Annotated in this window: 34 protein-coding genes; all 34 read left to right on the top strand. The window is 37.6% G+C overall.

The features are described 5' to 3' along the window. Window positions 1-150 precede the first annotated feature (150 nt). On the top strand, window positions 151-459 hold the full coding sequence (gene rpsJ / locus M899_RS06075) for a 30S ribosomal protein S10 (RefSeq protein ID WP_021270564.1): 309 nt from the start codon (window positions 151-153) through the stop codon (window positions 457-459). A 102-nt stretch (window positions 460-561) separates the two neighbouring features. Further along, complete coding sequence (gene rplC / locus M899_RS06080) at window positions 562-1,257, top strand: 50S ribosomal protein L3 (protein WP_021270553.1); 696 nt, start codon at window positions 562-564, stop codon at window positions 1,255-1,257. Window positions 1,258-1,276: 19 nt separating this feature from the next. Next, window positions 1,277-1,894 (top strand): 50S ribosomal protein L4, encoded by a 618-nt coding sequence (gene rplD / locus M899_RS06085; RefSeq protein WP_021270569.1) that lies wholly within the window; start codon window positions 1,277-1,279, stop codon window positions 1,892-1,894. Between the two features lies 1 nt (window position 1,895). Further along, entirely contained in the window at window positions 1,896-2,186 is a 291-nt protein-coding gene (rplW, locus tag M899_RS06090) for a 50S ribosomal protein L23 (RefSeq protein WP_196801740.1), read from the top strand. Window positions 2,187-2,215: 29 nt separating this feature from the next. Further along, window positions 2,216-3,040, top strand: coding sequence for a 50S ribosomal protein L2 (rplB, locus tag M899_RS06095; protein ID WP_021270556.1), 825 nt, complete (start codon window positions 2,216-2,218; stop codon window positions 3,038-3,040). A 13-nt stretch (window positions 3,041-3,053) separates the two neighbouring features. Continuing rightward, complete coding sequence (gene rpsS, locus M899_RS06100) at window positions 3,054-3,335, top strand: 30S ribosomal protein S19 (RefSeq protein ID WP_021270565.1); 282 nt, start codon at window positions 3,054-3,056, stop codon at window positions 3,333-3,335. A 34-nt stretch (window positions 3,336-3,369) separates the two neighbouring features. Next, window positions 3,370-3,705 carry a 50S ribosomal protein L22 gene (gene rplV / locus M899_RS06105; RefSeq protein WP_021270546.1) on the top strand — a complete coding sequence of 112 codons (336 nt, stop codon included), beginning with the start codon at window positions 3,370-3,372 and terminating at the stop codon, window positions 3,703-3,705. Between the two features lie 10 nt (window positions 3,706-3,715). Continuing rightward, window positions 3,716-4,345, top strand: a complete 630-nt coding sequence (gene rpsC, locus M899_RS06110) for a 30S ribosomal protein S3 (protein ID WP_021270555.1) — start codon at window positions 3,716-3,718, stop codon at window positions 4,343-4,345. A gap of 58 nt (window positions 4,346-4,403) precedes the next feature. Further along, a complete protein-coding gene (rplP, locus tag M899_RS06115) occupies window positions 4,404-4,820 on the top strand; it encodes a 50S ribosomal protein L16 (RefSeq protein ID WP_021270563.1) in 417 nt (138 codons plus the stop codon). Between the two features lie 22 nt (window positions 4,821-4,842). Continuing rightward, a complete protein-coding gene (gene rpmC / locus M899_RS06120; RefSeq protein WP_021270560.1) occupies window positions 4,843-5,043 on the top strand; it encodes a 50S ribosomal protein L29 in 201 nt (66 codons plus the stop codon). Beyond that, window positions 5,043-5,291, top strand: coding sequence for a 30S ribosomal protein S17 (rpsQ, locus tag M899_RS06125; RefSeq protein WP_021270550.1), 249 nt, complete (start codon window positions 5,043-5,045; stop codon window positions 5,289-5,291). Before rpmC ends, rpsQ begins: the two co-directional genes overlap by 1 nt. Window positions 5,292-5,351: 60 nt before the next feature. Further along, a complete protein-coding gene (gene rplN / locus M899_RS06130) occupies window positions 5,352-5,720 on the top strand; it encodes a 50S ribosomal protein L14 (RefSeq protein ID WP_021270577.1) in 369 nt (122 codons plus the stop codon). A gap of 20 nt (window positions 5,721-5,740) precedes the next feature. Next, on the top strand, window positions 5,741-6,052 hold the full coding sequence (gene rplX / locus M899_RS06135; RefSeq protein ID WP_021270570.1) for a 50S ribosomal protein L24: 312 nt from the start codon (window positions 5,741-5,743) through the stop codon (window positions 6,050-6,052). Between the two features lie 18 nt (window positions 6,053-6,070). Beyond that, window positions 6,071-6,610, top strand: coding sequence for a 50S ribosomal protein L5 (rplE, locus tag M899_RS06140; RefSeq protein WP_021270573.1), 540 nt, complete (start codon window positions 6,071-6,073; stop codon window positions 6,608-6,610). Window positions 6,611-6,626: 16 nt separating this feature from the next. After that, entirely contained in the window at window positions 6,627-6,932 is a 306-nt protein-coding gene (rpsN, locus tag M899_RS06145) for a 30S ribosomal protein S14 (RefSeq protein ID WP_021270547.1), read from the top strand. 21 nt (window positions 6,933-6,953) lie between these two features. Further along, window positions 6,954-7,334, top strand: a complete 381-nt coding sequence (rpsH, locus tag M899_RS06150) for a 30S ribosomal protein S8 (protein WP_052610320.1) — start codon at window positions 6,954-6,956, stop codon at window positions 7,332-7,334. 10 nt (window positions 7,335-7,344) lie between these two features. After that, complete coding sequence (gene rplF / locus M899_RS06155) at window positions 7,345-7,884, top strand: 50S ribosomal protein L6 (protein ID WP_021270562.1); 540 nt, start codon at window positions 7,345-7,347, stop codon at window positions 7,882-7,884. Window positions 7,885-7,923: 39 nt separating this feature from the next. Continuing rightward, the gene (rplR, locus tag M899_RS06160) at window positions 7,924-8,301 is read left to right on the top strand and encodes a 50S ribosomal protein L18 (RefSeq protein ID WP_021270548.1); all 378 of its coding nucleotides are present in this window, start codon (window positions 7,924-7,926) and stop codon (window positions 8,299-8,301) included. A gap of 9 nt (window positions 8,302-8,310) precedes the next feature. Beyond that, window positions 8,311-8,901, top strand: coding sequence for a 30S ribosomal protein S5 (rpsE, locus tag M899_RS06165; RefSeq protein WP_021270558.1), 591 nt, complete (start codon window positions 8,311-8,313; stop codon window positions 8,899-8,901). An 8-nt stretch (window positions 8,902-8,909) separates the two neighbouring features. Then, window positions 8,910-9,092, top strand: a complete 183-nt coding sequence (rpmD, locus tag M899_RS06170; RefSeq protein WP_021270545.1) for a 50S ribosomal protein L30 — start codon at window positions 8,910-8,912, stop codon at window positions 9,090-9,092. 25 nt (window positions 9,093-9,117) lie between these two features. Further along, complete coding sequence (gene rplO / locus M899_RS06175) at window positions 9,118-9,573, top strand: 50S ribosomal protein L15 (RefSeq protein ID WP_021270574.1); 456 nt, start codon at window positions 9,118-9,120, stop codon at window positions 9,571-9,573. Window positions 9,574-9,585: 12 nt separating this feature from the next. Further along, window positions 9,586-10,896, top strand: coding sequence for a preprotein translocase subunit SecY (gene secY / locus M899_RS06180; RefSeq protein ID WP_021270568.1), 1,311 nt, complete (start codon window positions 9,586-9,588; stop codon window positions 10,894-10,896). Window positions 10,897-10,901: 5 nt separating this feature from the next. Then, entirely contained in the window at window positions 10,902-11,540 is a 639-nt protein-coding gene (locus M899_RS06185; protein WP_021270557.1) for an adenylate kinase family protein, read from the top strand. A gap of 90 nt (window positions 11,541-11,630) precedes the next feature. Continuing rightward, on the top strand, window positions 11,631-11,855 hold the full coding sequence (gene infA, locus M899_RS06190) for a translation initiation factor IF-1 (protein ID WP_021270566.1): 225 nt from the start codon (window positions 11,631-11,633) through the stop codon (window positions 11,853-11,855). A gap of 19 nt (window positions 11,856-11,874) precedes the next feature. Next, window positions 11,875-11,991 carry a 50S ribosomal protein L36 gene (gene rpmJ / locus M899_RS06195; protein ID WP_021270552.1) on the top strand — a complete coding sequence of 39 codons (117 nt, stop codon included), beginning with the start codon at window positions 11,875-11,877 and terminating at the stop codon, window positions 11,989-11,991. 26 nt (window positions 11,992-12,017) lie between these two features. Next, window positions 12,018-12,401 (top strand): 30S ribosomal protein S13, encoded by a 384-nt coding sequence (gene rpsM, locus M899_RS06200; RefSeq protein ID WP_021270571.1) that lies wholly within the window; start codon window positions 12,018-12,020, stop codon window positions 12,399-12,401. 27 nt (window positions 12,402-12,428) lie between these two features. Then, window positions 12,429-12,812, top strand: a complete 384-nt coding sequence (gene rpsK / locus M899_RS06205; RefSeq protein WP_021270549.1) for a 30S ribosomal protein S11 — start codon at window positions 12,429-12,431, stop codon at window positions 12,810-12,812. A gap of 21 nt (window positions 12,813-12,833) precedes the next feature. Continuing rightward, entirely contained in the window at window positions 12,834-13,871 is a 1,038-nt protein-coding gene (locus M899_RS06210; protein WP_021270576.1) for a DNA-directed RNA polymerase subunit alpha, read from the top strand. A 26-nt stretch (window positions 13,872-13,897) separates the two neighbouring features. Then, complete coding sequence (gene rplQ, locus M899_RS06215; RefSeq protein ID WP_021270575.1) at window positions 13,898-14,254, top strand: 50S ribosomal protein L17; 357 nt, start codon at window positions 13,898-13,900, stop codon at window positions 14,252-14,254. Between the two features lie 79 nt (window positions 14,255-14,333). Continuing rightward, window positions 14,334-14,924, top strand: coding sequence for a TlpA family protein disulfide reductase (locus M899_RS06220; RefSeq protein WP_021270554.1), 591 nt, complete (start codon window positions 14,334-14,336; stop codon window positions 14,922-14,924). A 130-nt stretch (window positions 14,925-15,054) separates the two neighbouring features. Next, window positions 15,055-16,629 (top strand): sigma-54 interaction domain-containing protein, encoded by a 1,575-nt coding sequence (locus M899_RS06225; RefSeq protein WP_021270551.1) that lies wholly within the window; start codon window positions 15,055-15,057, stop codon window positions 16,627-16,629. Between the two features lie 141 nt (window positions 16,630-16,770). After that, a complete protein-coding gene (locus M899_RS06230) occupies window positions 16,771-18,333 on the top strand; it encodes an acyl-CoA carboxylase subunit beta (protein ID WP_021270572.1) in 1,563 nt (520 codons plus the stop codon). Further along, window positions 18,330-19,778, top strand: a complete 1,449-nt coding sequence (locus tag M899_RS06235; RefSeq protein WP_021270567.1) for an acetyl-CoA carboxylase biotin carboxylase subunit — start codon at window positions 18,330-18,332, stop codon at window positions 19,776-19,778. The genes M899_RS06230 and M899_RS06235 overlap by 4 nt, the downstream gene beginning before the upstream one ends. Before the next feature lie 2 nt (window positions 19,779-19,780). Continuing rightward, the coding region (locus tag M899_RS06240) for a hypothetical protein (protein WP_034728197.1) at window positions 19,781-20,050 on the top strand (270 nt) is incomplete at its 3' end.

The raw sequence follows: 20,050 nt of genomic DNA on the forward strand, positions 1-20,050 counted from the left end.
GTAAAAACTATATAGGGAGGCGTCAAAAGCGCCTCCTTTTTTGATGCATATTGAAAAAAGCAAAAAAAATTTGAGGGAGTTCTTGACAAAGGGCCCAAAACTAATTTAGAACGCTTATTCAACTGCGTTAATTTTTGAACAGGGATAAAAATGAAAGCGTCAAGATTGAGAATCAAGCTTAAGGCTTACGATCACAAACTTTTGGACAATTCTGTTAAGGAAATCGTTCAAACGGCTAAAGAAACTGGTGCAAGAGTTGCTGGACCAATTCCTTTGCCAACTGAAGTTAATAAATTTACAGTGCTAAGAGGACCACACATTGATAAGAAGTCTAGAGAGCAGTTCGAGATGAGAACTCACAAGAGACTAATTGACATCGTTGATCCAACTCAGCAAACAGTAGACAGTCTAATGAAATTAGATCTTTCTGCTGGTGTAGATGTAGAAATTAAGTACTAAATTTTTTTAAAAAAGACCCAATCAAGTGCCCTAAGGGCTTGAAAAAAAAGAATATTAACCATGCATGCATCTCTGAGGGCAGAGTGATGCTGTGGAGGTAGAATGGCCGAAGAAAATAAGGCTGTAGAGCAAGGCAATGCTACAGCGACTTCCAACACAATTGATCTTCCAGCGTTCTATGGTGTAAAAGCCGGAATGACTAGGATTTTCGATGAGCAAGGTAACCATGTGCCAGTTACTGTTATTAAGCTCATTCCTAACTTCGTAACGCAAGTTAAAACTGTAGAAAAAGACGGTTACGAAGCTTACCAAATTGGTTACAACGAGAAGAGAGAAGTTCTTGTTAACAAACCAACTAAAGGACATTTAGCGAAAGCTGATGTTAAAGCTAATCTTGTTGACTTTGCAGAAGTGCAAGTATCTGGATCAGTTTCTACAGAAGCTCTTGGAAAAGAACTTTCAGTTTCTGAGTTCGCTGCTGCATCTTATGTAGATGTTTCAGGAACAACGAAAGGTAAAGGTTTCCAAGGGGTTATGAAGCGTCACAACTTCGCAGGGGGACCTGGGGCTCACGGATCTCACTTCCACAGAAGACCAGGATCTATTGGTAACCGCGCGACTCCGGCAAGAGTTTGGAAAAACAAGAAAATGCCAGGTCAAATGGGTAACAAGAATCAAACTGTTCAAAACATTCAAGTTGTTGAAGTTAACACAGAGAAAGGATACATGCTTCTTAAGGGATCAGTACCTGGATCTAAGAACGGTTTTGTAAGAATTGCGAAAGCGCTTAAAAAGTAATTAACGAGAGGAATTAAAAATGACTGATATAACAGTACTTAATTCAAAGTTAGAAGCAGCAGGGAAACTTTCTACTGGTGTTGATCTAACTGCTGAAGTGATTAATGTACCTGTTGTTCACCAAGTTGTTAAAGCAACACTTGCTGGAAGAAGACAGGGAACAGCATGTACTAAGACTAAAGGTCTCGTAAGCGGTGGTGGTATTAAGCCATTTAAGCAAAAAGGGACAGGTAGAGCTAGACAAGGTTCTACAAGATCACCACTAATGGTTGGTGGGGGTACAGCTTTTGGTCCACAACCAAGAGACTATACTCAAAAAGTTAACAAAAAAGTTTCTTTGAAGGCTATTCAATCAGTACTTGCTGATAAGCTACAAGCTGGGAAACTTACTGTTGTTGAAACAATTGAAAGCACTGGTAAGACAAAAGATCTATTTAACATGCTAAATGGAAAAGGTCTTCTTTCTGCACTAGTTGTTACTGCTAGCAAAGATAGCTTAGCTCTTAGAGCAGTAAAAAACATTAGAAATGCAAAAGGTCTAGCAGTTGAAGGTTTCAGTGTTTATGAAGCAGTGAAGTTTGAAAACCTAGTTATTGAAAAAGAAGCATTAGAAACCCTATTAAACAAGTTGGTGTAATATGATGCATCTAGAAGAAGTAATTGTAAAACCATTGATCACAGAGAAATCATCAGTTGCTAATGAAACTTTCAATAGATTTGGATTTGTAGTTAACTTAAAAGCTAACAAGAACCAGATTAAAGAAGCTGTTGAAAAACTCTATAACGTTAAAGTTCTTAATGTTAAGACTAATATTGCCCCAGGAAAAATGAAGAGAGCTGGAAAAGGTGTTTCTAAGACATCTAAAATCAAGAAAGCTTACGTTCAATTAGGCGAAGGCCAAAAGATTGAATTCTTCAAGGGTGTATAAGAACTTAATAATTGCAGAAGAGGATAACCATGGGTATCAAAAAGTTTAAGCCTACAACTCCTTCACTAAGACAAAAGCAAGTTGTTACTAGTGAAGAGCTTACAAAAGGCGTAAAACCAGTTAAAAAACTGATTTCAGTGCAAAAGTCAACTGCTGGACGTAATAATACTGGACGTATTACTGTTCGTCACAGAGGGGGCGGTGTAAAACAAAGATATAGAGTAATCGATTTCAAGAGAAATAAACTTGAAGTTCCTGCAAAAGTTCAAGCGATCGCTTACGATCCAAACAGAACTTGTAACATTGCTCTATTAGCGTATGCGGATGGTGAGAAGAAGTATATTCTTGCACCACTTGGCTTGAAGGTGGGTGACACCGTTATCTCTTCTGCTCAAGCCGATATTAAAGTTGGAAACTCAAAACAACTAGGAGATATCCCAGTTGGTACATTAGTTCACAACGTTGAGCTTTACCCAGGTGCTGGTGGACAAATTGCTCGTTCAGCTGGTGCTTATGTACAAGTAATGGCCAAAGAAGGTGATTCATGTCTTCTAAGAATGCCGTCAGGAGAGCTTAGAAAAGTTAAGCTTAACTGTAGAGCAACTATTGGCCAAGTCGGAAACCTTGATCACGAAAAGAGAAACCTAGGAAAAGCTGGTGCTACAAGAAAACTTGGTATCAGACCTACTGTTCGCGGTGTTGTAATGAACCCTGTTGATCACCCACATGGTGGTGGTGAGGGTAGAACATCTGGTGGTAGACATCCTGTGACTCCATGGGGTATGCCAACTAGAGGTTACAAGACTAGAAAGAACAAGAGAACTAACAAGTTTATCGTAAAACGTAGAAAGTAATTAGGAGAAATATATGGCCCGTTCATTAAAAAAAGGTCCATTCGTAGACATTAGCCTTCTGAAGAAAGCAATCTCTCTTCAAGACGAAGGAAATAAAGGTAACAAGGTAATCAAGACTTGGTCTAGAAGATCAACAATTGTACCTGAGTTTATCGGACTTACTTTTGCTGTTCACAACGGAAAGAAATTCATCCCAGTTTATGTTACAGATCAAATGATCGGTCACAAGCTAGGTGAGTTCGCTTTAACAAGAACTTTCTGGGGACACGGCGCTGATAAGAAGTCTAAGAAATAAGATTATTAGAATTATATTTTAGGAGAGGCTCGCTATGGCCATTACAGTTAAAAACAGAAAAATTGGAATAGCTCCAAGAAAAGTAAGACAAGTTTGTGATCTTGTTCGCAATAAAAAAGCATCTGAAGCTTTGAAGACTCTTAGATTCTGTGAGAAGAAAGAGATCGCTCTAATGCTAACGAAGCTTATTAATAGTGGACTTGCAATTGCTGCAGATTCTGAAAAGTATGATATCGACAACCTAGTAATCACAAAGATTTTTGCTGATGAAGGTCCGACTCTAAAGCGTATTATGCCTAGAGCTCAAGGTCGTGCTTACAGAATTAGAAAAAGAACTAGTCACGTAACAGTTGAATTAAAAGAAGCATAGGAAGGGACACATGGGACAAAAAGTACACCCTTATGGTTTTAGATTAGGATACATCAAAGGTTGGCATTCAAACTGGTTTGCTACTAAGAATGAGTATGCTCAAACTTTGAACGAAGATCTACAAATCAGAAAGTATATTGAAGAAAACATGAAAAACGCTGCAGTTGCTAAAACTGACATCGCTAGAACATCTGACCAAGTTAAGGTTACTGTTTACACGGCGAAGCCAGGTGTAGCAATTGGTAAGAAAGGTGCTGGAATCGAAAAAATTAGAAATGACCTTAAGAAACTTACTAAAGGTACACTAATTTTTAATATTGCAGAAGTTAAGAGACCTGATGCTGAAGCAAAACTTATTGCTGAAAACATTGCTGGCCAACTTGAGAAAAGGGTTGCGTTCAGAAGAGCAATGAAGAAAGTTATGCAATCTGCTTTCAGAGCTGGTGTTAAAGGTATTAAAGTTAGAACTGCTGGTCGTTTAGGTGGAGCTGAAATGGCAAGAACTGAAGGATACGCAGAGAGAAAAGTACCTCTACACACTCTAAGAGCTGACATTGATTATAACACAGCAGAGGCTCATACAACATTCGGTGTTATCGGTGTTAAAGTATGGGTTTATAAGGGTGAAATTTATAAATAAGATCTGTTACACGAAATGAGATGTGTAACTAGGTGAAATTTAAAAGCCGAGGTTTAAAATGCTAAGTCCTAAGAAAGTAAAATGGCGTAAGCACCAGAAAGGAAGAATGACTGGTAAGGCCAACCGTGGAAATACTATCACGTTTGGAGATTTTGCTATACAAGCTACGTCATGTGGGTATATAACGAACCGTCAAATTGAAGCTGCTCGTATCGCCATGACGCGTAAAATTAAGCGTGGTGGTAACGTATGGATTAAGATCTTCCCAGATAAAGTTCTTACGAAAAAACCTGCAGAGGTTCGTATGGGTAAAGGGAAAGGTTCTCCTGATGCATGGGTTGCTGTAATTAAGCCAGGAAGAGTAATGTTCGAAATCAAGCACACTGATGTTGAACTAAGTAAAGAAGCTCTTAGATTAGCTATGTACAAGCTTCCTGTTAAGACAAGAATCATTAGAAGAGAAGACGCTGAATAATAATAATTAATGCGAGGATGCGATGCAAACGTTGAAATTTGAAGACATTAAGGGTTGGGACGCAAAGCAAGTAGACGCAAAAGTAAGTGAATTGAGAAAAGAGCTTTTCAATATGAAGATGGCTAAGTCAACTTCAGGCCTTGAAAAGCCTCACTTCATTAAAATTGCGAAGAAAAATATTGCTCGTCTGTTAACTGCAAAAAATGTGAAGGGTGACAAGTAATGAGTGCTGTAAAGAAGTTTAAAAGAAAGTTGAATGGAGAAGTTGTTTCTGATAAGAACACTAAAACTATCGTAGTTAGTGTTGCTAGAAGATTCAAGCACCCAATTTACAACAAATTCGTTTCTAAAACTAAGAAGTATCATGCTCATGATGAAGCTGGAACAGCTAAACTAGGTGATAAAGTTACTATCATCGAATCAAGACCATACTCTAAGTTAAAGAAATGGGAACTTTTCAAAGTTAATTAATAGTTTTTTTGTTAAACAAGCCCTATTAGAGGGGCATTTTATTATATATCGGAGAAACCTATGATTCAGATGCAAACAAAGCTCGAAGTTGCTGATAACAGCGGAGCTAAAGAAGTTAAGTGTATCAAGGTTCTTGGTGGTTCAAAAAGAATGAGTGCTAGCTTAGGCGATATTATCGTTGTGGCTGTACAGCAAGCTCTTCCAGGTGGAAAGATCAAGAAGGGTGATGTTAAGAAAGCAGTTATCGTAAGAACATCTTATCCAATTAGAAGAGAAGATGGATCTTATATTGCTTTTGATAACAACAGTGTTGTTATCCTTAACAATAACAATGAACCAGTAGGAACACGTATTTTTGGACCTGTTGCGAGAGAGTTAAGATCTAGAAACTTTACTAAGATCTGTTCTTTAGCACCGGAAGTTCTTTAATCCATAAAGTAAGGTGAATTATGCAAAAGTTAAAATTAAATGATGAAGTTGTAGTAATCGCTGGAAAGGATAAGGGAAAGACTGGGAAGGTTGCAAAGCTTAATTTCAAGAAAAGCACTGTTTTGATTGAAGGTGTTAATATCGTAAAGAAAGCTGTAAAACCTACTCAAGAAAATCCACAAGGTGGAATTTTCGAAGTTGAAAGACCTATCCATATTAGCAACGTGGCCGTAGTAAGTCCTAAGACTAAAAAAGCTACAAGAGTCAGAATTGAAAACAAAGACGGAAAGAACGTAAGAGTTGCCGTTGCTTGTGGTTCAGTTCTTAATTAATAAGCTAGAGGATTAATTATGAGTAGATTAAGCGAACAATATAAAAAAGAAATTGCTCCTGCTTTACAAGCGAAATTTGGTTTCAAAAACGTTCACCAAATTCCTAAGCTAGAGAAGATTGTTGTTAACTGTTGTACAAAAGACGCAGTTACTAACGCAAAAGTAGTAGATGCAATCGTTAAAGATCTTGCTGCAATCACGGGTCAAAAGCCAGTAGTTGCTAGAGCTAGAAAATCAATTGCTTCTTTCAAAGTAAGAGAAGGTATGCCACTAGGTGCAAGTGTAACACTTAGAGGTGAGAGAATGTACGAATTCCTGGATAGACTAGTAAGCATCACTCTACCACGTGTACGTGACTTTAGAGGTGTTACTGATAAAGGGTTCGATGGTAGAGGAAATTATACTCTTGGTCTTAAAGAGCAAATTATCTTCCCTGAAATTAACTACGATCAAATTGATAAAGTAAGAGGTATGGGTATCTCTATCGTTACTACTGCGAAGAATAACGAAGAAGGTAAAGAACTACTTGCTCAATTTGGAATGCCTTTCCGTAAATAATCTAAGGGGTTGATATATGGCTAGAAAAGCAAAAGTTGAAAGTAACAAAAGAAGAGCTAAGTTGGCTGCAAAATATGCTCCTCTTAGAGCTGAACTAAGTAAAACAATTAAAGACGTGAATGCTTCAGATGAGCAAAAATTTGAAGCCCAAATGAAACTACAAAAGCTTCCAAGAAACTCTTCAAAAATTAGAGTAAGAAACCTTTGTAATTTAACAGGTAGATCACGTGCTTATTATAGAAAGTTTGGTCTTTCTAGGGTTGCCCTAAGAGAACTAGGTCTTAAAGGTCTAATTCCGGGTTTAACTAAATCAAGCTGGTAAGAGTTAGGAGCTAAAATTATGATGACTGATCCAATAGCAGATATGCTAACAAGAATTAGAAATGCTATCCGTGCTGGTCACGATAGAGTTGAATTTCCTGCTTCAAAAGTTAAGGCAGGGATTTGCAAAGTTTTAAAAGATGAAGGTTATATCAGATCTTTTAAAATCATTGCTAAGTCTCAAAATGAGATATCGATCAAAGTTCTTTTAAAAGAAGACGCGATTGTTGGTCTTAAGAGAGTATCTACTCCAGGTTTGAGACAATATAAAGGATATAGAGATGTTTCTAGAGTTATTTCAGGTCTAGGGACTTCGATTCTTTCTACTTCTAACGGAATTATTTCTGATAGAGAAGCTAGACTGAAGAAGGTTGGAGGAGAAGTCCTCTGTAACGTTTGGTAGGAGATTTGCCATGTCACGTATTGGAAAACAGCCAGTAGTAGTACCTGAAAAAGTTGACGTGAAGATTGACGGAACATTTGTTTCTGTTAAAGGTCCAAACGGACAACTTGAATATAAATTTAACGAATCTGTAAAGATCGAAAAAAACAACAATGAAATCGTTGTTACACCAGTTGATGAGTCAAAAAATTCTCGTTCAAACTGGGGAACAGCTAGAACACTAATCAGTAACATGATTACTGGTGTTTCTACAGGTTTCACTAAAGTTCTTGAGTTCAACGGTGTTGGTTATAAGGCAGCTGTAGCTGGTAACGTAATCACATTAAACCTTGGATACTCACACCCAATCGATTTTACTTTACCAGTTGGTGTTACAGCTAAGGTAAATAAAAACCAAATCGAAGTTGTTGGTGCAGATAAAGAACTAGTGGGATTTGTTGCTGCTAAAATTAGATCTTTCAGAGAGCCTGAGCCATATAAAGGTAAAGGTGTTAAGTATCTTGAAGAGAGAATTATTAGAAAAGCTGGTAAATCTGGCGGTAAGAAATAATTAGCCTGAGGATAGCAATAGCTTAGGGTTGGAGATTTTATGATTAGAAAAAAACTTGGAAAAATTGGTAACGAATCAGAAGCGAAACGTTACAGAAGAAAACTTGCTTTAAGAAAGAAAGTTAACGGAACTGCTGAAAGGCCAAGACTATGTGTTCTTAAGTCTAACAAGCACTTAACTGTTCAAGCAATTGACGACGTATCTTCTAAAACATTGTTTTCTGTACAAACGTACGGAAAAACAGCTGTAAAAGCTGCTTGTAATGTTGAAGGTGCAAAAGTTGTTGGTGCTGCTGTAGCTGAAAAATTAAAAGCTGCTAACATCGCAAACGCTGTATTCGACAGAAACGGATATAGATTCCACGGTGTAGTTGCTGCTCTTGTTGATTCAGCTAGAGAGAACGGGATTAAAATTTAAGAGGTTGTTATGACAGAAGAAACAAAAAACGAAAATGTAGTAGAAGCTTCTGAAAAGAAAACTTCTAGAGCTAAAAAAGGCGCTGCTCCTGCAAAGAAGAAAGCTCCTGCAGTAGTAACAGATATCGAAGAGAGAGTTGTTGCTGTTAACCGTGTTGCTAAAGTTGTTAAGGGTGGTAGAAGATTTTCTTTCTCTGCACTTATGATCGTTGGTGACAAGAAAGGTCGCGTTGGTTACGGCCTTGGTAAAGCAAAAGAAGTTCCTGAAGCTATCAGAAAAGCAACTCAAGCTGCTCAGAAAAATATGATTTCTGTACCACTTGATAATGGAACAATCCCTCACGAAGTTCTAGGTGAATTTGATGCTGGTAAGATCCTTTTCAGACCAGCAGGAGAAGGTACAGGGGTTAAGGCCGCTGGAGCTTGTCGTTCAATCATGGAACTTGCGGGTATTACTAACGTACTTACTAAGTCACTTAGAGGAAATAACCCTCACAATATCGTAAAAGCTACTTTTGCTGCTCTTAAGAACTTAAGATCACTTGATAAAGTTGCAGCTGTGAGAGGGAAAGAAGTTAAGGGCTTAAGGATTAAAGGTTAAGGTGCATTATGACTAGCAAAACTATAACTGTAACACTTAAGAAAAGTACTATTGCTTCAACTGATAAAGTGAAGGCAACGGTTAGAGGTCTTGGCCTTAGAAAGACTGGTACTTCAAAGACTCTTGAGAACACTCCTGCTGTAAGAGGAATGATCAAGAAAGTTATTCACCTTCTAGAGATCAAAGAATAACTGATCGGATTATTGAGAGGATAATATGCTTACGTTAAATAATTTAAAAAGCCCTAAAGGTGCTCATAAGAATACAAAGAGAATTGGTCGTGGACAAGGTTCTGGCCAAGGTACTCAAGCCGGTAAAGGTCACAAAGGTCAAAAGGCCAGAAAAAGTGGTCACGTAAGAACTGGTTTCGAGGGTGGATCAATGCCACTATATATGAGATTACCGAAAAGAGGTTTTTCTAACGCTGTACATAAAGAAGAATATGCAACAATTACTCTTGGGCAAATTGCTGCAAAATTCGATTCAGAAGTTGTTTCTAGAGAGACTCTTTGTGAAAAAGGTCTTCTAAAAGGTCAAGATAGACATAGATCTATTAAGATTCTTGCTTCTGGAGAGCTTGCAAAGGCATTAACTTTTGTTAACATTGATAAGTTCACAAAAGGTGCAGAAGAAGCCATTACTAAAAATGGTGGAAAAATCGAAACTAAGTAAAAAGGATTTTAAATGTCAGCTGCTCAGGGAAAATTAGAAGAGCTAAAAAAGAAGATTTTTTACACTTTTCTTTTATTGGTAGTTTATAGAATGGTAGCGCAAATACCCGTTCCTGGTGTAGATGCGCTTGCTATTAAAACTTATTTTGAGGGGTCGGGTACGGGCTTATTTGATCTTCTTAACACATTCACTGGTGGATCTTTTAAGAGGTTCTCAGTGCTAGCGTTAGGGATTATGCCTTATATTACGACATCGATTATCTTCAGTCTTTTAGGCGAAGTAATTCCTTCAATCCAAGAGCTTCAAGAAGACTCTGAAGGCAACAAGAAAATCCAAAAATGGACTCGATATGCGACTGTCGTGCTGTGCTGTATTCAAGGATACAGTATGGCCGCTGTTTTTGAAGGGTTCGTTACTAATGGGAGTATGAGAGTAGTTCCTGAGCCAGGTATGGTTTTTAGATTAACTACTATGATCACGCTTGCAGCTGGGACAATGTTCCTTCTGTGGTTGGGTGAAAGAATTACTGAATTCGGTCTTGAAAATGGTGTATCTCTAATTATTTTTGCAGGTATCGCCGTTGAGCTTCCATCTGAAATTATTCAAAAGCTTACACTTTACAGAAACGGTGAATTAAGTGGTATTTCACTACTTGTTTTCCTTGGTGTAATTGTCGTTTCTTTCTTTATTGTGGCTTTCATCGAGAGATCATTTAGAAGTATTCCAGTACAATATGCTAAGAGGGTTGTTCATAACAGAGTGTATGGCGGTACTCAATCTCTTCCAATGAGAGTTGATACAGGTGGTGTTATGCCTCCTATCTTGGCTTCATCTTTATTGATGGCGCCACTAACTTTTGCGAACTTTATTCCGGCAGGAAGTCCGCTTAAGCCTTATTTTGATACTATTCAGCAGTCTTTATATCCAGGACAAATGCTGTTTAATATACTTTTTGGTCTATTGATTGTGTATATGACTTATTTCTATGCACCAATTCAGTTTAAGACTAAGAAAATTGCAGAAATGCTTCAGAAGAATAATGCTTTTATTCCTGGAATCAGACCAGGGGATAAAACAAAAGAATATCTTGATAGAGTACTTAATAGACTTTCTTTCTTCGGGGCCATCTTTCTTGTAATCATTTGTATTACACCAGATATGGTTACTGGCGGTCATACTCGCTTTGGTGGAACAGCAATGCTTATCCTGGTATCTGTTTCAGTAAGAGTAATGATGAATATTCAATCTTTTATGTTTGCTGACAGATACGAGAATGCATATAAGTCTCGTGGTAAGTACAACGGAAGCAATAGAAGGTTTTAATAAAAATGAGCAAGCCTCAATTGATTTTATTAGGAGCTCCGGGCTCTGGAAAAGGGACGCAAGCCAAAAGGCTTGTGTCTGAGTTTGGATTTGGACATATCTCTACAGGAGATCTTCTGAGAGCTGAGATTGCAAAAGCATCTGAGCTTGGAAAGAAAGTAAAGTCTATTATGGATGCTGGTGAACTTGTAAATGATCAAGTTGTGCTAGAGCTACTTAATGCAAATTGTGACTTAACGAATAATGTTTATATTTTTGACGGGTTTCCTAGAAATGGTGAACAGGCAGCTTTATTGGAAGATTTTGTTTTAAAAGGTATCCCTGCTAAAGCAATCTACTTTAAAGTTGATTTTGAGCAAATCATTGAAAGGATTACAAATCGTCGCCTCGCTCCAAAGAGTGGAGAGATTTACAACTTACTTACAAGAAAGCCTAAAGTCGATGGAAAATGCGACGTATCAGGTGAGGATCTAATTCACAGGGATGATGATAAAGAGGAAGTTGTAAGAAACAGACTCGAGGTTTTCAAAAAAACCATTGAACCTGTGCTCGAGTACTACAAGTCTAAAACACAACTTGTTGAGCTAGATGCTTCTAGGCCAGCGGATGTTGTTTTTGAAGACTTGAAAAAGCTTATTGATTAGAATTTTTTTAATTTTTTTTATCAAATATTGGCTTGCAATATGGCCCTGAGTCATATATACAAGCCTAATTAATTATGGGTTAGTTTGTCTATGTCAGAGAAAGATGTCATTGAAGTTGAGGGTGAAGTTACTGAGCTTTTGCCAAACACAAAGTTTAGAGTAAAGCTGCCAAACGGTCACAGTATTATCGCTCACATCTCAGGAAAGATGAGAATGCACTTCATTAAGATTCTTCCTGGGGACAAGGTAGTAGTAGAAATTAGTAAATACGACTTATCTAAGGGTAGAATTACATACCGTAGTAAGGGTAAATAGTTGATTGTAAGAGGTTGTTATGAAAGTTAGAGCATCCGTAAAGCCAATCTGTAAAGATTGCAAAGTTATTAAAAGAAAAGGCGTGCTAAGAGTTGTATGTAAATCTTCTCCAAAGCACAAACAAAAACAAGGCTAAATTAACATACAATTAGGAGTGTAGCTATGGCGAGAATTCTTGGTGTTGATATTCCTAGAAATAAAGTAATGAGAGTAGCTCTTCGTTCACTATACGGAGTAGGTAACTCAGTTGCTTTAGAGGTTCTGCTAAAAGCAGGTATCGACGCACACAAAAGTTCAAATGAATTAACGGAAGAAGAAGCGAACAACATTCGTAAGATTCTTGAAACTGAGTATTTGGTTGAAGGGGATCTTAGAAGAGAGATCGGTCTTAACATCAAACGCTTGAAGGATCTTGGATGTTACAGAGGGATTAGACACAGAAAAGGTCTTCCTGTAAGAGGTCAAAGAACTCATACTAATGCAAGGACTAGAAAAGGACCTGCGACTGCGATCGCTGGTAAGAAGTCCATTAAGCAAATGAAGTAATGATTTTGCGAGGTAGAGGATAGCGTTATGGTAAAAAAAGTAGTTAAGAAAAAAATTAAAAAGAATATTACACACGGTATTTGTCACGTTCAGTGTTCATTTAATAACACAATTGTGACTTTTACAGATATGCAGGGTAATGCTGTTGCTTGGGCATCTGCTGGACAATTGGGTTTCAGAGGTTCTAAGAAGTCAACTCCATTTGCTGCTCAGACAGCTTCAGTTGAAGCTGCTAAGAAAGCTATGGAACACGGTATGAGTACTGTTGAGGTAAAGGTAAAGGGTCCTGGTGCTGGTAGAGAAAATGCTATCCGTGCACTTATCCAAGCTGGTTTAAAGATAACTTCTGTTGCAGATAGGTCTCCAATCCCTCATAATGGTTGTCGTGCACCAAAAAGAAGAAGAGTATAAAACCAATTTAAGGAGATATCTGTGGACAAGTTTATTTCTAAAAACTGGGCTAGCTTGATTAGACCAGTTGCTCTAGAAGTTGATGCTGATACGCTAAAACAAAACTATGGAAAGTTCGTAGCGAAGCCTCTTGAAAGAGGATACGGACAGACTCTAGGTAACTCACTTAGAAGAGTTTTATTATCATCTCTTCAAGGTGCTGGTATTGTAGCGATCCGTATTGACGGTGTTGAGCACGAGTTTGGAACGATCAACAACGTTAAGGAAGAAGTTTCAGAAATCATCCTTAACTTAAAAGAAGTTCGTTTTAAAATTAAAGATAAAGAAGAAGTAACTTTAACACTAGAGAAAGTTGGTGAAGGTCCAGTTAAGGCTTCGGACATCGCCGAGCATTTAAATGTTAAAGTACTTAACCCTGATCACGTTATTTGTAACGTGTCTTCTGGTGGTTCAATTAAAATTGAACTTAAAGTAGCTAGAGGAAAGGGTTATGTAACTGCACTTGATAACAAAGAAGAGTATGACCTTCCAATCGGATGGATTTACGTAGATACACTTTTCTCTCCAGTAAACAGAGTTAATTACACAGTAACTAACTCACGTGTTGGTAAGAGAACTGACTACGATAAACTTTCTCTTGAAGTATGGACTAACGCAGGTATTGAGCCTCAAGATGCTGTAGCTTATTCAGCTAAAATTCTTAGAGATCAATTAGCAGTATTCCTTAACTTCGAAGATGAAGAAGAGCATGCAAGAGTTGAAACTGGTGGAGTTAAGACTTCAGCTGCTGTTCAAAGCAATGCTAACAGCGCACTTCTTAAACCAGTATCTGAACTTGAGCTTTCTGTACGTTCAGCAAACTGTCTACAGAATGCTAATATCAAGTACATTTACGAACTTGTTTCTAAAACTGAAGGTGAAATGCTTAGAACTAAAAACTTTGGTCGTAAGTCACTTAATGAGATTAAGGAAATCCTTACTCAGATGGGACTTGGCCTTGGAATGAAAGTTGATAGCATCATGAAGGATTTAAAGAACCAAGGTGAAGACGGACAATAATCCGCAACCTTAGGTAGGAGTAATTTATGAGACATCAAAAACAAAAATATAAATTAGGCGTTAGTCCATCTCACAGAGGGTCTATGATTAAAAACCTTGCGATCGAAATCATCGATCACGGGCAAATCAAGACTACTCACACTAGAGCAAAAGCTGTTAAGGGTTATGTTGAAAAACTAATCACTCTTGCTAAAGTTGATTCTGTTGCAAACAGAAGACTTGCTTTCAAGAAACTTAACAACAAAGCAGCTGTTCAAACTCTATTCACTGAAGTAGCACCAAAATTCAAAGAAAGAAATGGTGGTTACACAAGAATCATGAGAATGGCAGACAATCGTGTTGGTGACAACGCGAAGATGGCTTACATCGCACTTGTTGACTAATTAAAGCAATCAAGACTATAAGAAGACCGTTACTTTTCGGAGTAACGGTCTTTTTTTATTTAAGGAGTTTTGATTTATCATGTCTGCATCTTCTAAAATTTTAACTATTGTTGTCCTATTCACATTAACTCTTGCATATTCTCTATACGAAAAAAATAAGTTCACAGAAATTGATCGTATGTCTGCGGCCAATCCTATTTTAGAGGCCATTCCTAACTTCTCTCTTACCGAAGTTTATACAAATGAGACAGTAGACCAGCAGTCTATTTTTGCAGGCTCTAGAGGTGCCCTTGTGCATTTCTGGGGAACTTGGTGTGCTCCTTGTGAGGCTGAGCTTCCTGAATTTTTAGATCTAGCAAAAGATTTAAAAGAGATGGGTATTAATGTCATTCTACTTGCTGTTAATGACGATAATGGGAAAATAAAAAAGTTTTTAAAGCGTTTTGGTCAACTTCCAGAGAATGTTAAAGTTGTTCATGACGAGAAGGGTGAGCTTCTAAATACGTTTGGGACCGTAAAGGTTCCAGAAACTTACCTTTTTGGGGCAAGTGGTAAGAACTTAAACAAGTTTATTGGGCCACAAGACTGGAAATTGGATTCATACAAGACACGTATTCTCAATTACTTGTCTAAGGATTCCACAATTCCTCAAAAAATCGAGACTCATTAATCGATTTGTGTAGAAAAAATAAACACACTATCCAAAAAAGCGTTAAGTTTTAAACATAGAGTGCCGAAAAGTTAGTCAGATTGTATCAAGTGTCTCTTGCAAAAGGGACACTAGCATTAAGGAGATGCAGATGATTAACTGGCAAGAAATGGGTAACCTTCACGTTATTTCAAAACTAGAAGAGATTCTAGATAAGTGGTTCGGCACAGAACTTATTTATACAGATATGCACTATAAAATGAGAAGTAAGCATATCGAAAAAGATTATGTTTTTAAGAATCATTTCTTTAAAGTTCAAATGGCACTGAGCCATGGTTATAACTTTATTGCACAGGATATCGAGAGATTTTCTGATCATCTACAAACATCACAAGATAAGACATTTGTATTCGATTCATTTTTCAAACATGTTAAATGTGTTGCGACTAAAGTTGTAATTGATGGTGAATTCCTTGGTTGTGTGATGGCCTATCCATTTGTATTGAATACAATTACGGCCGATGAAGAATCAGAGATTGTAAAACAATTAGTCGAATGTGGTGCTATTGAAGCTGATGCGAAATCCGCAGTAGCTCACCTGAAAAGACTTTCTTCTTTTGATGTAGAGTATCTTGAAGAACTTGTTCAACTTGTTGCCGGTGAAGTTGAAACATTTACTACTGAGATCTCTAAGCGTGAAGAAAGAATTCAGGCCCTAAACAGCGAGCTTGGAACAAAATATCGTTACCATACAATGATTGGTAAATCGAAGCAGATGCAAAAGATTTATCAACTTCTAGAGAAAATTTCAAACTCAGAATCATCAGTTCTAATTAATGGCGAGAATGGTACAGGTAAAGAGCTTGTTGCAAAAGCAGTTCACTACTACTCACCAAGAAAAGATTGCCAGTTTCTTGCTGTAAACTGTTCTGCATTTAACGATAACCTTTTGGACTCAGAATTATTTGGTCACGTTAAAGGTGCCTTCACGGGTGCGATTAAAGATAAGCAAGGTTTCTTTGAAACTGCCAATGGTGGAACACTATTTCTAGATGAAATTGGGGACACTTCACTTTCAATGCAGGTAAAACTTCTTCGTGTTCTTCAAGAAGGAACATATATGCCAGTTGGTGCTGATGCTCCAAGAAGAACTGACGTAAGAATTCTTGCAGCGACGAACAAAGATCTTAAAGCAATGATGGCAAAAGGTGAGTTCAGAGAAGATCTTTACTATAGAATTAACGTTATCAACGTGAATCTTCCTTCACTAAGAGAGAGACACGAAGATATTCCAGTTCTTATGGATCACTTCTTAAAGAAAAGATGTGATGAAGCAGGAATGCCTATTAAGCAATTTTCTAAGAAATGTATGGAGAAGATGCTTGATTATCCATGGCCAGGAAACGTACGTGAGCTGCAAAACGAAGTTGAAAGACTCGTTGTACTTGCAGGCGATGATAAGATGATCACTCCAGATCTTCTGTCACAACGAATTCTTGATCACGGTGCAGCACCAGCTGTTGCTAACCGCGGTATCAATATGAGTGGTAAGCTTAAAGATGCTCTTGAGGAACTTGAAGCAATGATGATTCGTGAGGGTCTGAAAAGATGTAACTTCAACAAATCAAAACTTGCAAAAGAACTTGGAATCTCGAGAGCGAGCTTAATCATGAAAGTTGAAAAGTACGATCTTGATAAGCGAGTTAAAAAGGCCGCTGGCGAATAAAAAAGTATTAGAATCATACTATAATTGAAGGCCCCGATCTGGGGCCTTTTTCATTGGTAAAATCGTCTTCCAACGCTGCGGTGTGTGCAGTCTCCTAGTGATCAAAAGGATAGAATACCTCGTTACTTTCGGAGGTAAATCATGGATCCAATTTTAGAGGAAAAGAGAGCCCTATTGCTTGAAAAAAGAGCAAAGGCGGATTTAGGTGGTGGAAGCGCCAGAATTGAAAAGCAACATGCTCAAGGTAAATATACTGCAAGAGAAAGAATTGAACGTTTAATAGATCCAGGTACATTTATCGAGTTTGATAAATTTGTTACTCATCGTTGTGTTGATTTCGGAATGGAAAAACAATCATACGATGGTGATGGTGTAATCACTGGTATCGCATCAATTAACGGTCAAAAAGTTGCACTTTATTCACAAGACTTTACTTGTTGGGGTGGAGCTTTAGGTGAATATCATGCAAAGAAAATTTGTAAAATTATGGACTTCGCGCTTGAAAATAGAATTCCAGTAATTGGTATTAACGATTCAGGTGGAGCTAGAATTCAAGAAGGTGTAGATGCACTTGGTGGATACGCTGAAATCTTTTACAGAAACGTTAAGTGTTCAGGTGTAATTCCACAAATTTCATTAATCATGGGTCCTTGTGCTGGTGGAGCTGTTTATTCTCCAGCAATCACAGATTTTATTTTCATGGTTGATAAAACTTCATACATGTTTGTAACTGGTCCAGATGTAATCAAGACTGTTACTCACGAAGAAGTAACAAAAGAAGAACTTGGAGGGGCCACTACTCACGCTGAGAAATCTGGTGTTGCTCAATTTAAGTGTACTGATGAAGATGATTGCTTTGAGAGAGTAAGAGAGCTTATGTCTTACTTGCCTGCATCATGTTTCAGAAAACAAAAACTAAAATATACTTCAGATCCTGTTTACAGAGATAACAATAAAATTAAAGAAGTTGTTCCTGCCAATCCTAAGAAGCCATATGATATGAAAGAAATTATTTTTGATATCGTTGATGATGGTCAGTTCTTAGAAGTACACAAAGGCTACGCTCAAAATATTATTAATGGATTCGCCTCAATTGGTGGAATCAAAATTGGTATCGTTGCTAATCAACCACAATTTCTTGCAGGTGTTTTAGATATCGATGCATCTACTAAAGCGGCAAGATTTATTAGATTCTGTGACGCTTTTGATATTCCAGTTTTAACTCTAGTAGACGTTCCAGGATTCCTTCCAGGAACAGTTCAGGAGTACGGCGGTATTATTAAGCATGGATCTAAACTTCTTTATGCATACTCTGAAGCGACAGTGCCTTTAATTACAGTTATCACTCGTAAGTCTTACGGTGGTGCTTATGACGTTATGGCCTCGAAACATATTAGAGCTGATATCAACCTAGCTTATCCAACAGCTGAGATTGCAGTAATGGGTGCAGATGGTGCAGTAAATATTATTTTTAGAAATGAGCTAGCTGGTTTAACTGGAAAAGCATACGACGATAAAAAAGCAGAGCTCGTAGCTGCTTATGAAAAGAATTTTGCTAATCCATACAAAGCAGCTGAAAGAGGCTACTTAGATTCAATTATTCTTCCAGAAGAAACTCGTCAAAGAGTTTATGAATACCTAGTTGCTCTTAAAGATAAGAAAGTTGAGCTTCCAGCGCGTAAACACGGGAATATTCAATTATGATCAGAATACCAAAAAATCAAAAGAGAAGAATTCTTATTGCCAATAGAGGTGAGATCGCAACTCGTGTTGCAAAGGCCTGTCGTGAACTAGGACACACGGCGATTGGTCTTTGGACTGATAATGAAGTTCATGCAACTCACTTACAATTTTGTGATGAGTGGATTCATTTAGAAGGAAGTAATAACAAAGAAACTTATTTGAATGTTCCAAAGTTATTGCAAGTTATCAAAGAGAACAATGTTGATGCTGTTCACCCTGGTTATGGGTTTTTATCTGAAAATAGTGACTTTGCTAGAGAATTAGATAAAGCAGGAGTCATCTTCATTGCTCCTAACACTGAAGCTATTCGTTTGATGGGTGATAAGGCCATCTCAAAACAAATTGCAAATAAGGCCAATGTTCCAACTGTTCCAGGAACTGATACAGCGGTTCCAACAGTTGACGAAGCGGTTAGAATTTCAAATGAAATTGGCTACCCTGTGCTTCTAAAGGCCGTCGCTGGTGGTGGTGGTCGTGGAATGAGGGCCTGTAACAATGAGGCTGAAGTTCGTGCGAACTTTGAAGCTGTTGGTAGAGAGTCTTTGGCCGCATTTAACAATGGTGATCTACTTGTAGAAAAACTTATTGTTAATCCTCATCATATTGAAGTTCAAATTCTTGCTGATAAAAAAGGAAATATCTATCACTTCTTTGAAAGAGAGTGTTCGATTCAACGTCGTCACCAAAAGATCGTTGAAGAAGCACCATCTCCATTTATTGGTGAAGATGAAGAACTCAGACAACGTGTTTGTGAAACAGCTGTAAAGCTCGCTCGCGCAGTTAACTATGACTCTGCGGGTACAGTTGAGTTCATTATGGGTGAAGATAAGAATTTTTACTTCCTTGAAATGAACACACGTATTCAGGTTGAGCACCCTATCACAGAAGAAATTACAGGAATTGATTTGATTGTTTGTATGATTCAGTCTGCTCTTGGTGATGATCTAATGATTCCTAACCAAGAATTTATAACAAGATCAGGACATGCTATCGAATGTCGTATCTGTGCTGAAGATCCAATTACAATGCTTCCTTCTCCAGGAAAGGTGACTGGCTTTGATACAAATTTCCCACAAGGAACAAGATTTGATCACTGCCTTTTTAAAGATCTAGATGTAACTCCAGACTTTGATCCAATGGTAGGAAAGCTTATTTGTAAGGGTATCGTAAGAGACGTTGCTATTCGCAAAATGGAAGCAGCACTAGATGGTCTATTTATAGAAGGATTAAAAACAAATATTCCACTTCTAAAAGTTATTATGAGAAATGAAAACTTTATGGAAGGTAGATATACAACAAACTTCATTAAAGATGAGAACCCACAAGAAAAAGTGGCCCTTGATTTTGATCATGATCGCTTCTACAAGCTTTTGGCCAGTGTTGAAGCTAGAAGGATGGGAATGTAATTATGAGAACATATTTAATTGATGAAGAAAAAAATGATGTAATCATCGATCTTACAAAAGTGATTAATCACTCGAGTGAGCTTGTTGAATTTCACTACCAGACAATTACAGATAATAAAGTCGATCATAAAAATATTGTTTATATTAGAAAGCTTTGCGGACAATTTTTTGCGTCGAACGACAATAAAAGCTGGAGGAAAGTTCCTAAGCAAGACCTTCCAAGAAAAGTTCTAAACGTCAACAAAGTATATGATGTTTACCGTGGCTATAAG

The organism is Bacteriovorax sp. BSW11_IV, from assembly GCF_000447755.1.
Taxonomy (GTDB): domain Bacteria; phylum Bdellovibrionota; class Bacteriovoracia; order Bacteriovoracales; family Bacteriovoracaceae; genus BSW11-IV.

Bases quoted from the DNA above. Each gene is read 5' to 3' on its own strand.
- rpsQ (WP_021270550.1), top strand. From the start codon at position 5,043: ATGAGTGCTGTAAAGAAGTTTAAAAGAAAGTTGAATGGAGAAGTTGTT.
- M899_RS06220 (WP_021270554.1), top strand. From the start codon at position 14,334: ATGTCTGCATCTTCTAAAATTTTAACTATTGTTGTCCTATTCACATTA.
- rpmD (WP_021270545.1), top strand. From the start codon at position 8,910: ATGACTAGCAAAACTATAACTGTAACACTTAAGAAAAGTACTATTGCT.
- rpsH (WP_052610320.1), top strand. From the start codon at position 6,954: ATGACTGATCCAATAGCAGATATGCTAACAAGAATTAGAAATGCTATC.
- rpmC (WP_021270560.1), top strand. From the start codon at position 4,843: ATGCAAACGTTGAAATTTGAAGACATTAAGGGTTGGGACGCAAAGCAA.
- rplX (WP_021270570.1), top strand. From the start codon at position 5,741: ATGCAAAAGTTAAAATTAAATGATGAAGTTGTAGTAATCGCTGGAAAG.
- rpsK (WP_021270549.1), top strand. From the start codon at position 12,429: ATGGTAAAAAAAGTAGTTAAGAAAAAAATTAAAAAGAATATTACACAC.
- rpsJ (WP_021270564.1), top strand. From the start codon at position 151: ATGAAAGCGTCAAGATTGAGAATCAAGCTTAAGGCTTACGATCACAAA.
- rplF (WP_021270562.1), top strand. From the start codon at position 7,345: ATGTCACGTATTGGAAAACAGCCAGTAGTAGTACCTGAAAAAGTTGAC.
- rpsM (WP_021270571.1), top strand. From the start codon at position 12,018: ATGGCGAGAATTCTTGGTGTTGATATTCCTAGAAATAAAGTAATGAGA.
- rplQ (WP_021270575.1), top strand. From the start codon at position 13,898: ATGAGACATCAAAAACAAAAATATAAATTAGGCGTTAGTCCATCTCAC.
- M899_RS06185 (WP_021270557.1), top strand. From the start codon at position 10,902: ATGAGCAAGCCTCAATTGATTTTATTAGGAGCTCCGGGCTCTGGAAAA.
- rplP (WP_021270563.1), top strand. From the start codon at position 4,404: ATGCTAAGTCCTAAGAAAGTAAAATGGCGTAAGCACCAGAAAGGAAGA.
- rpsE (WP_021270558.1), top strand. From the start codon at position 8,311: ATGACAGAAGAAACAAAAAACGAAAATGTAGTAGAAGCTTCTGAAAAG.
- rpmJ (WP_021270552.1), top strand. From the start codon at position 11,875: ATGAAAGTTAGAGCATCCGTAAAGCCAATCTGTAAAGATTGCAAAGTT.
- rplV (WP_021270546.1), top strand. From the start codon at position 3,370: ATGGCCATTACAGTTAAAAACAGAAAAATTGGAATAGCTCCAAGAAAA.
- secY (WP_021270568.1), top strand. From the start codon at position 9,586: ATGTCAGCTGCTCAGGGAAAATTAGAAGAGCTAAAAAAGAAGATTTTT.
- rplO (WP_021270574.1), top strand. From the start codon at position 9,118: ATGCTTACGTTAAATAATTTAAAAAGCCCTAAAGGTGCTCATAAGAAT.
- rpsN (WP_021270547.1), top strand. From the start codon at position 6,627: ATGGCTAGAAAAGCAAAAGTTGAAAGTAACAAAAGAAGAGCTAAGTTG.
- M899_RS06230 (WP_021270572.1), top strand. From the start codon at position 16,771: ATGGATCCAATTTTAGAGGAAAAGAGAGCCCTATTGCTTGAAAAAAGA.
- rplW (WP_196801740.1), top strand. From the start codon at position 1,896: ATGATGCATCTAGAAGAAGTAATTGTAAAACCATTGATCACAGAGAAA.
- rplN (WP_021270577.1), top strand. From the start codon at position 5,352: ATGATTCAGATGCAAACAAAGCTCGAAGTTGCTGATAACAGCGGAGCT.
- rplR (WP_021270548.1), top strand. From the start codon at position 7,924: ATGATTAGAAAAAAACTTGGAAAAATTGGTAACGAATCAGAAGCGAAA.
- rplD (WP_021270569.1), top strand. From the start codon at position 1,277: ATGACTGATATAACAGTACTTAATTCAAAGTTAGAAGCAGCAGGGAAA.
- rplC (WP_021270553.1), top strand. From the start codon at position 562: ATGGCCGAAGAAAATAAGGCTGTAGAGCAAGGCAATGCTACAGCGACT.
- M899_RS06225 (WP_021270551.1), top strand. From the start codon at position 15,055: ATGATTAACTGGCAAGAAATGGGTAACCTTCACGTTATTTCAAAACTA.
- rplE (WP_021270573.1), top strand. From the start codon at position 6,071: ATGAGTAGATTAAGCGAACAATATAAAAAAGAAATTGCTCCTGCTTTA.
- M899_RS06235 (WP_021270567.1), top strand. From the start codon at position 18,330: ATGATCAGAATACCAAAAAATCAAAAGAGAAGAATTCTTATTGCCAAT.
- rpsS (WP_021270565.1), top strand. From the start codon at position 3,054: ATGGCCCGTTCATTAAAAAAAGGTCCATTCGTAGACATTAGCCTTCTG.
- infA (WP_021270566.1), top strand. From the start codon at position 11,631: ATGTCAGAGAAAGATGTCATTGAAGTTGAGGGTGAAGTTACTGAGCTT.
- rpsC (WP_021270555.1), top strand. From the start codon at position 3,716: ATGGGACAAAAAGTACACCCTTATGGTTTTAGATTAGGATACATCAAA.
- rplB (WP_021270556.1), top strand. From the start codon at position 2,216: ATGGGTATCAAAAAGTTTAAGCCTACAACTCCTTCACTAAGACAAAAG.